This is a genomic window from Desulfomonile tiedjei (assembly GCA_016212925.1).
Lineage (GTDB): Bacteria > Desulfobacterota > Desulfomonilia > Desulfomonilales > Desulfomonilaceae > JACRDF01.
The window spans coordinates 26,002-39,638 of record JACRDF010000018.1; the positions used below are offsets into that span (position 1 = coordinate 26,002).

The 13,637-nt window shown below is 55.3% G+C and carries 12 protein-coding genes; 1 reads left to right on the forward strand and 11 read right to left on the reverse strand.

Annotation, left to right across the window (positions count from 1 at the left end; all coding sequences use genetic code 11):
* Positions 1 to 406 precede the first annotated feature (406 nt).
* Positions 407 to 1,534 carry a hypothetical protein gene (locus HY913_08900; GenBank protein MBI4963383.1) on the forward strand — a complete coding sequence of 376 codons (1,128 nt, stop codon included), beginning with the start codon at positions 407 to 409 and terminating at the stop codon, positions 1,532 to 1,534.
* Between the two features lie 514 nt (positions 1,535 to 2,048).
* Here HY913_08900 and HY913_08905 read toward each other — a convergent pair.
* From HY913_08905 to HY913_08955, 11 genes are all read right to left on the reverse strand, one after another.
* Complete coding sequence (locus tag HY913_08905; GenBank protein ID MBI4963384.1) at positions 2,049 to 4,181, reverse strand: thioredoxin domain-containing protein; 2,133 nt, start codon at positions 4,179 to 4,181, stop codon at positions 2,049 to 2,051.
* Between the two features lie 304 nt (positions 4,182 to 4,485).
* A complete protein-coding gene (locus HY913_08910; GenBank protein ID MBI4963385.1) occupies positions 4,486 to 5,172 on the reverse strand; it encodes a cytochrome b N-terminal domain-containing protein in 687 nt (228 codons plus the stop codon).
* A 200-nt stretch (positions 5,173 to 5,372) separates the two neighbouring features.
* Positions 5,373 to 5,831: a hypothetical protein gene (locus HY913_08915; protein ID MBI4963386.1), complete on the reverse strand. Its 459-nt coding sequence runs from the start codon at positions 5,829 to 5,831 to the stop codon at positions 5,373 to 5,375.
* Positions 5,832 to 5,974: 143 nt separating this feature from the next.
* Positions 5,975 to 6,436: a ubiquinol-cytochrome c reductase iron-sulfur subunit gene (locus tag HY913_08920; protein ID MBI4963387.1), complete on the reverse strand. Its 462-nt coding sequence runs from the start codon at positions 6,434 to 6,436 to the stop codon at positions 5,975 to 5,977.
* Between the two features lie 510 nt (positions 6,437 to 6,946).
* Positions 6,947 to 7,207 (reverse strand): hypothetical protein, encoded by a 261-nt coding sequence (locus HY913_08925; protein MBI4963388.1) that lies wholly within the window; start codon positions 7,205 to 7,207, stop codon positions 6,947 to 6,949.
* 65 nt (positions 7,208 to 7,272) lie between these two features.
* Positions 7,273 to 7,872 (reverse strand): YeeE/YedE family protein, encoded by a 600-nt coding sequence (locus HY913_08930; protein ID MBI4963389.1) that lies wholly within the window; start codon positions 7,870 to 7,872, stop codon positions 7,273 to 7,275.
* Positions 7,869 to 8,396, reverse strand: a complete 528-nt coding sequence (locus HY913_08935) for a YeeE/YedE family protein (GenBank protein MBI4963390.1) — start codon at positions 8,394 to 8,396, stop codon at positions 7,869 to 7,871. The genes HY913_08930 and HY913_08935 overlap by 4 nt, the downstream gene beginning before the upstream one ends.
* A gap of 70 nt (positions 8,397 to 8,466) precedes the next feature.
* On the reverse strand, positions 8,467 to 8,889 hold the full coding sequence (locus HY913_08940; protein ID MBI4963391.1) for a hypothetical protein: 423 nt from the start codon (positions 8,887 to 8,889) through the stop codon (positions 8,467 to 8,469).
* Between the two features lie 101 nt (positions 8,890 to 8,990).
* Positions 8,991 to 9,875 (reverse strand): polysulfide reductase NrfD, encoded by an 885-nt coding sequence (nrfD, locus tag HY913_08945; protein ID MBI4963392.1) that lies wholly within the window; start codon positions 9,873 to 9,875, stop codon positions 8,991 to 8,993.
* A gap of 2 nt (positions 9,876 to 9,877) precedes the next feature.
* Positions 9,878 to 10,420, reverse strand: a complete 543-nt coding sequence (locus tag HY913_08950) for a 4Fe-4S dicluster domain-containing protein (protein MBI4963393.1) — start codon at positions 10,418 to 10,420, stop codon at positions 9,878 to 9,880.
* 476 nt (positions 10,421 to 10,896) lie between these two features.
* Complete coding sequence (locus HY913_08955; protein ID MBI4963394.1) at positions 10,897 to 13,092, reverse strand: molybdopterin-dependent oxidoreductase; 2,196 nt, start codon at positions 13,090 to 13,092, stop codon at positions 10,897 to 10,899.
* Between the last annotated feature and the right edge of the window lie 545 nt (positions 13,093 to 13,637).

Consider the following 13,637-nt stretch of genomic DNA (forward strand, 5'->3'; position numbering starts at 1 on the left):
CCGAAAGCTCCCCAATAATTAGGAACTTGGACGGCTCCAATCTTTCAAAATCTTGATCGACCGAAGACTGATCTTACTCAATTCCGTACACTTTTTCACGTACTCTTCCTGTTCGCTGCAAAAGATCCGCTCAGTCACCGCTGGGAGCAAGTACTTGTGGCGTCCGGGCTAGACTTGGAGTATACTGCCCCGATATTCTGAAACAAACTGTTGTGCTGGGAAGGTCAGGGTAGTGTGGCTGCGTGGTCGTAAAGTCGTAGCGGCCCGTGGCCGCCGAATCCAAGAAAAGGCGGGCACGGCCCGCCCTACCTGGGCTTTGGCCAGCGCTGAAACCCTTGCTGTGAAACCACACTAGCGCTCGGACATCGAGAATGCCCGGACGATCAGTTACTTTACGGGGAAAACTATGAGAGGCTCTTGCTGTCTAGCGGCAATCTTGTCGACCGTTCTAGTCCTCGCCCCATTAATCGGTGTCGCGCAGGACCAGGCCGCAGAAATTTACAAACCTGGTGCGCCTGTGCCGTTGCACGAGTTTCTGGCCGAAGGTTTGTCCAAGAAACCCTCGATTGAAGCGGCACAAGACCTGTCCGTGAAGAATATTCCCCCACTCTATGTCGAGCCCAAAATGCAGGATGAGGGGGTTTGGATCAAGCAAGATATGTCGGGACAGGATGACGCCAGCTCCCTGATCTATCGCACGTTTTACCGGCCCAGTGATCAGTTCCCCAACGCGATAGTTTATATGCTGCTGCTAAACATGAAGCAGATTTCCGCGAAATTATACCTTGGGTCAGCCGAACCCTTCAGGAAGGAGTCCGCGTCTTCCATCGAGGAAACCGAACAGTCCCGGCTCCTGGCAGTTACCAATGCCCTTTGGCAGACAAGACACGCGGGGAAAGGCGGCATAATCCTTCAGGGTCAGGTCCTTAAGGAGATGAGTCCGGGAGTTGCGACGATAGTAGTCTTTAAGGACGAAACAATAGACGTTGTCGATTGGAACGACGACATTCCATTGTCGGATGTCAGAGATGCCCGCCAGTTAATGCACCTGATCGTCAAAGACGGCAAGGTAGTAACAACCATAGCGAAACGGGGGCAGTTCGTTTCAGCCGAAATAGGACTAGGCTCTTTGCTGAATGAGGATCATCCAGTCATAGCGGTGCCGGCCAGCGCTCCCGGAGAGGAACCCTCCCACAAACTGAATTTCACCTCCGGGGATCTCTGGTTCCTGGCAACCCGCAGTGGATTCGGTATACGTCCTGACGGGAACCTTGTCTTCGCTGTGGGACATCACATCAGCACATCCGATCTGGCGAAAGCCCTTGTCCTGGCCGGTTGTGTTCGGGCCATGCACGGGGACGCCAATCCGGGGAATTGCGTGGGCGCCCTGTACTTCAAGGACGAGAATGGAAAGATAGTAAGAAAGGCAGGATTGTCCCCCGGCCAAGATAGGAACACCCCGGATCGCTACTTGAAAGGGAGTTATCCCAAGGACTTTTTCGCCTTCTTCAGACGCCCGTCGAATGGGAATTGAGTGCTGGACCGCAGGAGAACTCCGTGGTTCTTGCCGGCAGTCGACAACATAGCAAGGCCCGGAACCACACTCGTTTTCCCGGCGGAAGCCAGGAACCAGATCTTCCTCTGGATTCCCACTTTCGTCGGAATGACGATGGGGCTCTTTTGCTTTAGACGCTCCTCTCCGCCAACCGCTGTAACTAACGGCCGGGTGCCACGGACCTGGGCTCCGCCAGGTCCGTGCCGGCGTTATTGGAAAACAGCAAGGTTGGCCCCCGCATTGAACACCAAATCGAAAAGCGCCCCGATGTTAAGGTAAAGCCGGGAATCCTTCGGATTATCGTGGTGATAGACTTGGCAAGAAGCACGGACCTGGTCGCCCCCAGGTCCGTGGCCCCAATACAGAAGGCATCGCTTGACAGAAGAGGCTACTGTAGTTGTTTCCAAAGAGAGCCTGGGAACCAGGCAAAAAAGAACGTGGCCGGCACGGAGGCCGGCCATTGGTTGTGCCACTTCTTTGAACGCGCATTGGCCTAACGCCCCTCCAACAACTCGACCATCTCTTTCGGGTCCGCGGTGGGCAGCTCGCAGTTGTAGTTGCGGCAGACGTACGCAGTGGCTTTACTGTCCAGGCTATGTTGATCGTGTGTGTACGCGGCGATTGCTTCGATTTCTTCCGCGGTCTCATCTGTGGGCCTGAGCACGACCACCTTGTTGGGCAGGTATAGTGCTCTGAGCTTTCTGAGCATATCTTCCGTGTCTGAGGCTCCCGGCTTTCCGGCTATCACAACCTCTCGCGACGGACCGATAAAGAATTCCGTTGCTAAGAGCATTTGAGTGTACGCGGACGGAAACTGTTGGATGTTTCCCGAAAAGGCCTTTCCAATTTGTTCCGCGTTTCTTTCCAAAGTCGCGTCCGCTGTGATCCTCCCGAGACGCAGAAGATCCAGCGCTGCAACGGAGTTCCCCGAAGGGGTCGCACCGTCATACACTTCCTTTTTCCGCAAAAGAAGGCTCTCTGCGTCCTCTGCCGTGAAAAAGAAGCCTCCTATGCTGCGGTCCCAGAAGTGCTCCATGAAATCCGTGTTCAGGTCCAGGGCGGTCCGAAGATATCGGACATCAAACGTGGCCTCGTACAGCTCCAGCAGCCCCCAGATGAAGAAGGCGTAGTCGTCCACGTGGGAAGGCAATGCGGCTTCTCCTTCTCGGTACCGGTGCAACAGGCGTCCATTGGCGTCGCGCATGGTGGAGAGGACAAAGTCGGCAGCTTTCTTGGCCGCGTCGGAATATTCCGGCCGATTCAGGGCTTGGGCTCCTTTCGCGAGCGCGGCTATCATCAAACCGTTCCAGTCGGTCAAGATCTTGTCGTCCTTGTGAGGATGGACCCGTTTCTTTCTCACTTCGAAAAGCTTTTGCCGCACCTTTTCAAGGCGGCTTTCCAGACCTTCCGAGGACATACCCAGCCGTGAGGCAATGGCTCCGACGGGTTCTTTCAAATGCGGTATATTGTTCCCGGTCAGGCGGCCGGTGGCTTCTTCGTGGAAATTACCCGCGGGCCACAAATTGTACACTCGAGTGACCAGATTAAATTCGTCAGGATCGAGGACTCGTTCGGCTTCCTCGATCTTCCACACGTAGAACTTACCCTCCTCCCCTTCGCTGTCAGCGTCTTCAGCTGAATAGAACCCGCCTTCGGGAGCGGTCATATCGCGCATAACATAGGTGAATATTTCCCTAGCGGTCTTCTCGTACTCAGCCTTGCCGGTAGCCTGGTAAGCCTCGATGTAAGCCATGGCAATCATCGCCTGATCGTAGAGCATCTTTTCAAAGTGAGGCACCAACCAATCCGCGTCGGTGGAATAACGGTGGAACCCCAATCCGATGTGATCGTAGATCCCACCCCTGCGCATGGCCTGGAGGGTCTTTTCTACCATTTCGAGTGCCTTCGGGTCATTGGTTCGTTTCCAGTACCGCAGGAGAAATAGCATGTTGTGGGGCGTGGGAAATTTGGGCGCCGCGCTGAACCCGCCCTTGTTCCGGTCATAGCGTTCGGCAAGTTGTTGGTAAGCCTTGGCCGAAACATCGGCTCCGGGCAAGTCTCCCGGGGAGTCATCCGGCGCCTGGCGGATGGCCAGCATGATCTTGCCCGCGGATTCCATGACTTGTTCCCGTTGGGTGGTCCACAGCTCTTTTATGCGGACAGAAAGGTCTACCATGCCGAGTCGCCCGTGCATGCTCTCTTTGGGGAAGTACGTTCCCGCAAAGAACGGTTTTTTGTCAGGAGACATGATTATGTTCAGCGGCCAGCCGCCGCCTCCGGTCATCATCTGGCACACTGTCATGTAGATATGGTCAATGTCCGGGCGTTCTTCCCTGTCCACCTTGATGGAAACGAATGCGTCGTTCATCAGTTGGGCTACTGCGGGATCTTCGAACGACTCCTTTTCCATCACATGGCACCAGTGACATGTGGAGTAGCCGATGGAGAGGAATATGGGCTTGTCTTCGGTGCTCGCTTTCTCAAACGCCGCGTCGCCCCATGCATACCAGTCCACCGGGTTGTAAGCATGCTGAAGCAGGTACGGGCTCTTTTCATGAATAAGCCGGTTGGGTTTGTGAGTGTGCCCGATGTGAGAGGCCTCTTCCGGATGACTGACGTGTTCCATAGTTCTTCTCCCGTACGTCAAGCTGGCGTCCTTGTTCACAGTTTGTGCAATGATGGGAAATAGGCAAGGTAGAGGGAGAATCGTCGGAAGACTTTGCCGCAAAAGGAGGGAACGAGGAATTGCCGGAAGAAGCCTCGTGTGCAAGGAGTGTCCTCGTGCCGCCTGCAAAAAACTCCATTTTACTGGCTTGGCGCATTCCGCTGCCGGCGGAAGGCGCCAAGCCGGCAGGATATGGAAGTTTTTGGAGAGGGGTGCGGGGAGACCCTTTTTACAAAAAGGGTCTCCCCGCAAATTCATCGCTTTCTCACAGCGGGACCGAGATGCCGCCGTCTTTGCGGATTCTCCAGAAGTGCCAGGCCATGAACAATCCCATGATGCCGGGCAACAGGAAGACATGCCACGCGTACAGCCTCACCAGCACTGTCGGTCCTACTTCGGGAGGACCGAACAACAGGTTTGCGAACAATGAACCGGCCACAGGGACAGCCTCAAGAAGGTTTCGGGCTATGGTCCATGCCCACAGGCCCCTGTCGTCCCAGACCAGCAAATATCCCGTGAAGTCTACGATTAGGGTTCCGACAAGAAGCACCAGGCCGATGATCCAATTCCACTGCCGCGGGGGAGCAAATGAGCCGGTGATGAAAACACGAATCATGTGCAGGACCACAAAAACCACCATGAACTGCCCGGCCCAGTAATGAATGTTCCTGATGAAAAAACCGTACGGAGCCACGTGCGTAATTTCCTGGATGGAAAGGTAAGCGGCCGCAGGCGCGGGAACATAGTAAAGCATCAGCAACGCGCCGGTAATAACTTCAATGGCAAACATCCAGATAGCCAGACCCCCAAGGCACCAGGTGAAACCCACCTTGGCCGAAGCCTCCGGAATGAACCGGGGATGAAGATGCAAGAGAAATGTCGAAAAGGAACCTCTGGTCATGGCAAAACCTGCGAGCTTCTGGAAGAGATTCCGGGGAGGGCCTTTTTGCAAAAAGGCCCTCCCCGGACCCCTCCCCAAAAACTCTCATAATCTGGCACCATTGCCGTCGCGGGCGACACTGGTGTTGCGTAGTACCAACCCAGGTAGGATGCGGTGAGCGAAGCGAACCGCATCGATTGCGAAAAGAACTCAAATAATCCGGTTCCCCCACGAACCGCGGGATCACCGGACCCTACTTGCGGCTCGTGTGGTTAGTTAGAGCGGACCTCCCGCATCAGGAGTTCGATGAACCTTTCGGCGATCCCCCGAAGATCGGTCACGCTCAATTCCGCCTCCCAGGTTTTCTTGCCCCTCCATACGTTCCACACTCGAAGCAAGTGGAGTTGGTCTTGTCCATCACCTATAAACTCGATGTTGAAATGGGCGATGGCATTGCGGAGGTAGCGAATAAGCTGGTTTAGGTCCTGTACCTGATCAAAACCCTTGCCAACCTTCGGGACCGGCCAGCCATCGCGTGTCAGCTGGTCCAGAGGTGTGTTCGGGATTCGTTTCACGTATTCCTGTTGCGGGAACACCAAGAGCCCAAGCGTAGAGTTTACGAGTTGGGTGACCTCGTAAACTTCCCGTCCCTGTTCTTTAAGTTCATCGATTACCCTCATGTTCCCGAGGGTACGTTTGGCAAAGTCGCGGATCACTTGTTCGTACATCATGATTTGAGATCCTCGCAGATGGTAGCTCAACGTCAGCCCAGGTAAGATGCGGTGCGCGAAGCGAACCGCATCGATTGCGAAAAGAACCCCGAATGATGCGGTTCCCGTTGGTCACCGCATCCTACTTGCTCAACACTCAGTCATCACGAGCTTGGCGTCCCTTGAGGCGGCTTCTCCGAAAGATGGAGTTTTTCATCTTTGCCGGTGGTCACGTAGAGCCTTGGCAAGGCTCGGTTCGCGGGGCCTCGCTTCACATTACCTTCAATATCGAATTCACTGCCGTGGCAAGGACATTCGAACAATTGGCGGTCGGGGTTCCATTTCTGGCGGCATCCAAGGTGGGTGCAGCGATCGTCCAGAGCGAGCAGGCTTTCATCGGCTTGCCGTTTCGTAATCCACGCTCCGGCTTCCGGAACATGGAGAGGCACCTCAGGCTGGAGCTTGTTCAGAATGTCAGTGGATGCTTCTCTGCTCCGTGTACCGCTGGAATTGAAGGACACAAACCTCCCGATGCCCCACGCGGCCATCAGCGCGGTAACGGCGGACAACAGTATCGTGAAATGTTTCAGGAAAGAGCGTCTGGTGGGAATATTGTCTTCGGACAATCTGAGCACCTGGAAAGTTGGGTCGTTTCAAGACCTGGGATTTTCTGTGAAGAGTTTACGGGGAGGTCCTTTTTGCAAACGGAATTGTTCACTTTACAAAGAATGCTCCACTTCTGTCGAAATCATCGCGGCGATCACAGGCTATCCGCTCTTGTTCTCATCTCTTGCTCATGTAGGGGCGACCGGTGGTCGCCCAAATGCGGGCGCACGCCATGCGCGCCGTACAGGAATGGGAGACTCAGGTCCGGATGATGACAAGCTATCAGTCTCTTCTTTGCCAAACGCATAATCCCGTTTGCAGAAAGGGCCTTCCCCCACCGTTGGCTGAACGTCTTGCAGGATTTGAAGTTTCCGCAGAAATCAGTGCGTGTCAGCACAAAATCATGAATATTCTTTTCGCTGTATCGCTTCCGTTGCGGAAGCGATACAGCGAAAAGCGCACAAAAAATTTTTGGAGAGGGGGTGTGGGGGAGGCCCTTTTTCTAAAAAGGGCCTCCCCCACATTTTCCTTTAGCATCCTGACTCGGGCAGTTTGGCTGGTTTCTTTGCCGATCCTTCGGCTTTCCCGGCTTTCATGGCCTTTTCGGCTTCTTCTTTGGTCTTGAAGGGACCCTGCAAGATCATTTTGGCATCGTCAGGCTTCTTGTCCACGACTGCGGCCTTGCCGCTGGCGTCCTTGACCACATAGAAGTCCGCAGCTATCGCCATGGTCGCCATACCAAAAGCCACCAACGCTACCATTACCACGACGTACTTGATCATTTTACTCATTAATCCTGCCTCCTTCTGGGTTTAATTACCCTTTCTTTAGCACGAAACGCCAGCGGTTACACAAATTATTTGTCGTACGGCGCCCACTTCTCGGCAAGGCCTGCCAACCAAAATGCTGCGAGGGCCATTACAACCACCGCGGCGACCATCCACTCGACGGGGACACCAAATGCTTGCGCCAGCGTGATACGCCCGAGGTCCGAACTCTTGTAGAAGCCGCCCCAAACGGGAAACCCCGCGGCGAAAATCCATATACCGGAGATCATCCCCGCCAGAAAAACCACAGCGTCCACTTTTCCGGAGACCACTCCCACAGCCGCGGTGCCCGGACAGTAGCCCCCGATGAGGAAGCCAAGTCCAAACAGGATTCCACCGACCAGTTGCGGCCAGAGGTAAGTCTTGAGCAGGGAATAATCGAGCAACATGGAATAGTCGAAAAGTCCGATCCACGTGAGGATAAGCATTCCCACCATGCAAGTGACCATAGCTGAAAACATCACCCGTAACACTCGCATGTCGCGGAAATAGAAGATATTGGTCAGATTGCGGGCATCGCCGAATCCGGCTCTCTCGAGCACAAACCCGAAGAGAATTCCTATGCCCAGCGCAATCCAAAGGCTGGTTGTGAAGCCCAATGCTCCTGACATATATATGGGACCGGTCATGACCATTCCCTCCTTACGAAGTATGCCGCTGTGAATGCTGTGGCAAAAACCGCCATCATGAATACCCAGCTACCCACGGCAAGGGTCGCTCCGCCGCTCAGGGCCTGGCCGCTGGTGCATCCCATAGCCAGCCGCGTGCCAATGCCGCCTATAATTCCGCCTCCAAATGCCATGGTCAGCCTGAGCCCCACTCCTGCCGTCGGCCCTCTTCCGACGCCGGGCCGGAATCGCCTTGCGGTCAGGACCGCAAGCAGCCCCCCGAGAAAGACCCCGAGGACCTCGACGACGATCCAGTCCACCATCGGGTTGCGGGCCCCTGATTTGTAAAACTCGCTGAAATATCCATTTGTCGCTGTCGCTTCGGGCGCCACGGCGTGCGCGGTCACCGCCGCGGTCCTCGCAATTGCGCCGGAAGCTCCCAGGCCGGTGCCCATTAAATAAAAGGTCAGCAAGAGGACTAGGCCCAGGGCAATCCCGGCTACATAAGGGTTCCAAAATCCCTTGGCGTATTCATATTCTTTCATGGCTCAACACCTCTCCGCTCGTAAAGTCTTGCCGCATTTTTTCTTCGGCGTGGGCTTCAAGCTCACACCACTACTCCTTTGTCGCAGGATGTGGTTCCGGCGAATCAGGCTTTTCTCCCTTGAACCCGGCGTCTTTCAGCATTTCGCCTGAAACGCCGAGCTGATAAGGCGGGACCTTTTCGGACAACATAGCCTTCCACAGGATCGGGGCTGGATCGTTCACCGGCAGGTCGGTCGGGCACGGGACAAGCCACCTCGAAGTGACCTGAAAAATTGCCGCCACAAGCAATGCAACAAAGGAGACCACCACGGTGGCAACCAATCCCGCCACCACCATGCGCCCTCTTTTTTCCACCGAGGATTCCGCGGTGGTCGGAGGCTTCTCGGCCTCTTCCGCGCTTTCCAGCTCCAGAGGCTCCGCAGCGGGCTCTTCTTCTGTTGCGGTAACCGGGGCCTCGGTCTCCGGGGTTTTGTTTTTTTGCTCTTGATCCATTTGTCACTCCGTTTGATTCAACACGCTGCCAATTCGATCAGACACTCGGCGGCTTGAAGGGTTTGGATGAAGCTCCCTGACGCCACCCCTTTCCCGGCCTGCTACACGATCTGTGGGGGCGAGGCTGCAAAAATGATCACTCCCCGGAGACTCATACCGCCGACCAGCACAAGAAGGTCCGCGCCCACAACCAGATACTTGGGCATTTTCCCGTATTCGTAGTACTCCACGATGCTAAGGGCGAACGGCACCAGAATTCCAAGGACCACTACCAGGAGCCAAAAATAGGGACTCAACACCCCGGATATCATCATGTTCGCCGAAACCGCGGCTTCCACGGATCGAGTGAGCGACATGAAGATGAACAGCATCAGCACAACCCCTTCAATTGCAAGGAAGATCACGTGGCCAAGCGCAAAGTTGGATAGAGTCCTTATGGTCGTAATGTCGATGATGGCCGCTCCGATCATTGCTACTGCAAGCCCGGTGGACACCGCGGATGCCAGAAAAAGCACCGGCATCAAAGGAGTATTCCAGAATGGAACCCCGTTAACGACCGCGATCAAAATTCCCGTGTACACCGCGGTGGCCACGGCAAGCACGCTTCCGGCCACTTCAAGATGCCAGACGTACTTTTTCGCGTACCGGCCCACAAAAGTCAGGTCGTTCAGGGCCGCCGCGTACAGAAGGGCCACAGGGATGAAAAGCGATAGGACAATCACACCCCAGGAGATCATGCTGCTCAGGTTGCTTACCAGATAAAGCTGGCGCCACGGCTGCCAAAGGCCAGCTTCCAGATCGAACACCAGGCACATCGTCCCGACCGCAACCAAAGGACCGGAAGCGAGTGACCCGGCTCTTGCAAGCGATTTGGACCAGTCCGGAGCCAACAGATCACATGCAACGGCCGCAACAAAGGCCCCGGCCCCGGCTCCCGCAAGGAACAGATAAGCGACAATCAGCCAACCCCATGCGTTCTCGAGCATGGTTAACTCCTTTTGTAATAAATCTTGGGTTTCGTGTTGAGGTCCGGCCTTAGCGGCTGAGCGCGGTGCTCGGCTATGAACCGCGATATTTTGCTGTTGGGATCGTCAAGATCGCCGAAGATTCTGACCTGATTCGGGCACGTGGTGACACAGGCCGGCTCCCCGCCCTTGCGGACCATGTCTATGCAGAGCCAGCATTTAGTTACTATGCCCTTGTGATGGTCGACGATCCTCACCTTGTAAGGGCAAGCCTCAACGCAGTACTTGCAGCCCACACACCTCTCGCTGCGAATGTGGACTATTCCTTCCGCGGTGGTGTAGATCGCGGCGGTGGGACAGACCCGCTCACAAGGTGCGTCTTCACAATGGTTGCACTGAACGGGCACGAATTCCTTGTCAAACGACGGGTACTTGCCTCGATCCCGCTCAAGTATCCAGTTAAAACGCTGGTTGTAGTCGAGCTGGTTGTGATTCTGACAAGCCACCTGGCAAGCATGACAGCCTATGCACTTGGTAGTATCAATCGCGATTCCGTAACGAGGCATTTTCAGCTCCGTGAGATCAGGAGTTTGCGGGGAGAACCTTTTTGTAAAAAGGTTCCTCCCCGCACCCCTCTCCAAAAACTTCTATATCCTGTCCGCCGGGCAGCTTCCGCTGACAGCTAAAGCTGCCCGGCGGGCAAGATGTGGACTCTTTTGAAGGATGCATGAAGTAACTCCAATCATTGCGAGCACTCTTGCTACGGCCAAGCCGCCCTAAACCGTCAAGGCGAAGACCGCCGGCTTCGCCAGGGTTCAGCCCCAGCCCTTGTCTCCCGAGAGACAAGGGCTGCAAATTATAGGAGTTTTTGGGGTGGGGTCCGGGGCCACTCGGCGTGGGGCCACATCTATCTTCGATTGACTCCTCGCTGCATGAAGGCCTCGGCGGCACAAGAGCGGGTTATCGCCCTGCGCGCAGCAGTTTTTGCAAAAAGGGCCTCCCCGGTCTCTCTCCAAATAACTCATAGACTTTGCAACCATTTCTAGGTCTTCTCCACTCGGACTATGATTTCGCCGCTCATGGTATGTCCGAGCACCGGATCGAAGTACGTTGGAAGGAAATCGTTATAAGAAATCCCATAGCCAAACGCGGTGCGCAGGTTCCTGGAGAAGACCCCGTAACCGCTGGGAACGAAAATGCATTCCGGGTGAATCGCGTCGGTTACTTTTGCCCTGACTCTGCCTTTCCCGACCGCCGAACTTAGGGTCATGCAGTCTCCGTCTTTGATGCGCAGAGCCTTGGCCCTGTCCGGATGAATCCATGCTCTTCCCCAATCATTCTTGAGGGTTATTTCTTTCAGGTACGTTTGATTTATCGTGCGCGCGTGGGTCATGTGAGCCTGCTTGCCATGAACGAGCCTGAAGGAATGCGGATCGTTCTTGTCAGGGCTTACCAGTGGCTCCTCCCACTCCGGCACCGCGGGGAGATTTAGGTCCCGCAAAGTCGAAGAGACGAATTCCAGCTTCCCGCTGGGGGTTTGAAATTCAGGTTCGCCAGGCTGCCATTTCCCGCCGAGATCCACCACACCTTCTTGCTTCAATTTTTCCAGTGAGACCCCGAGCGGTTCCAAACACGCACGGTTGTAATCTTCCAGGGTGAAGTTGAAGTACTTTCCGATCCCCAGATGAGGCGCCAGCTCTATGAGGATCTGGACCATCGGCTTGGTATTGTACAGAGGTTTCACGACGGCCTGACGTATGGCGACCTGCTTGCTGTCGTACGAATGGTTTGCGTGAACCACATCGTCCCGTTCCAGGTAGTAGGACTCGGGCAGGATGTAGTCCGAAATGGTCGCGGTCTCGGACAGCACATAATCGAAGCAGACGAGCAGGTCGAGCTTTCTATATCCCTCGATAACTCGCGCGGGATTGGGATTTGTTCGGAGTGGATTGTTGTGATGGATGAAGCCTGCTTTCAATTTCCCCTGGAGCGCGAGTTCCGGGATCGCGTGGGCCAGCCCTATTCCTTTGGGCGTAAGCGGGTATCGTTCCGGATCGCTGCTTCCGTCGGCCATGGGACCTTCGACTTTGGGCGGATTTGGGTGTTTCTTGGGGTCCAATTGGCCCAGCTTAGGCTTAGGCGCGAAGAACATTCCACCGCGCTGATTGAAATTCCCCAGCAAGCCGTTCACACAGGCCACTGCTCGAACCAGTTGGAGGCTGTTCTTGTATTGTGTGCCCATAGCCCCGTGGTACCCACGGTGAACAACCGCGCGCGGGGCCTCAGCTGCCAGTTCTTTCGTAAGCTGAACGATCACGGCCTTGGGGATTGAGGTCTTCTCCTCAGCCCATGCAGGCGTGTACTGCTCCGTCTTGGCAGCGAATTCATCGAACCCTTCGGTATATTTTTCAACAAAGTCCTTTTGGTACAGATTCTCCTTGATCAGCACGTGGGCGATTGCCAACATGAGCGCCAGATCAGTCCCCGGTCGAATCCTGATCCACTGATGGCCTATCGCGGCCGCTTCACTGAATCTCGGGTCTACAACCACCAGCCGCGCACCTTTGTCCTTGGCAATGGTGATGTCGTTGAGCTGTCGCAACTGCAGGCCTGCCGCGGGATTGCGGCCGATAAAGACCATGAGGCGAGTATTGACGAAATCGTGCTCAGGCTTGGGCTCGCCTACGGTAAGCCACCATCCGATATTCCTTGGGAGGAAGCACGTGGAACCGTGAGAAAAGACGTTCGGTGAACCGAGGGCCGCCATAAAGCGTTTTGTCAGCGGCTCATTCCCCTCGGGATATTGCAGCCAGAATATGGACTCGGGGCCATGCTTCTCGGATATGGCCAACATTTTTTCGCCGATCTCTTTGTACGCCTGGTCCCACGAAATCGGCTCGAACTTGCCGGGCCCCACCCTTTTCAACGGAGACTTGATCCGGTCTTTGTTATAGACATCGTGGAGCATGCCATGACCCTTGGCGCAGATGCGTCCCACATTATTGCCCGCGTAAGGGATTCCTTCGGCCTTCCATACCCGGTCCCCCCGCGTGTAAACGTTCATTGCGCACCAGTTCCCGCACGCATCGCACAGTGTAGGGGTTATTTTGACTTCCTGGCTCGTTTTTCCTTTGGAAGCCCAGGCGTCCAGGCCCACGTACGGCGCTGCCATCAGGGAGGCTCCACCCGCTGCCGAACCGATAAGGAACTTTCTCCGGGTCATCTTGCTCTTTTTCATGCTACCTCCGCGGGCGCCAGATCTCATTTATACTTATATTTGAATATTAATATTATGTCAAGAATCTTTCGGCACCGCGCATGCAAAATTATTTCCTGCGAAATAGGAGCGAAATCCCGTCCCCGTCGCCGAGATGAAGGAGCATTCCCTAAAGGCCGCGTAGGATGTGGTGAACGAAGTGAACCGCATCGCTTGCGAGGGAAACCCCTATCCAGCGTCTCGCGGGACGGGTCCCCCGCGAACCGCGGGATCACCTCATCCTACGCGCTGCTGGCACGGCGCTCAGAAAATACACCTCTTGTCGCTTCGCGACCCGGACGCGTGGCGTCCGGGCCACCCGTGGATTGTGTTTCGCTTCAATGGGGGAAGCAATGACCGTCTTTGCTCACCTGCAAGTAAATATACACGTGCAGAGCACGTGGCCTTGCGGTCGGCCCCCATAGGGGGCCACTGACGTTGATTGAGGCAGCCTGCCTCTAGTGCGACGCCTTTTACCGTCATTCCTGCGGAAGCAGGAATCCAGTATTTTCATCGAATCCTGGACC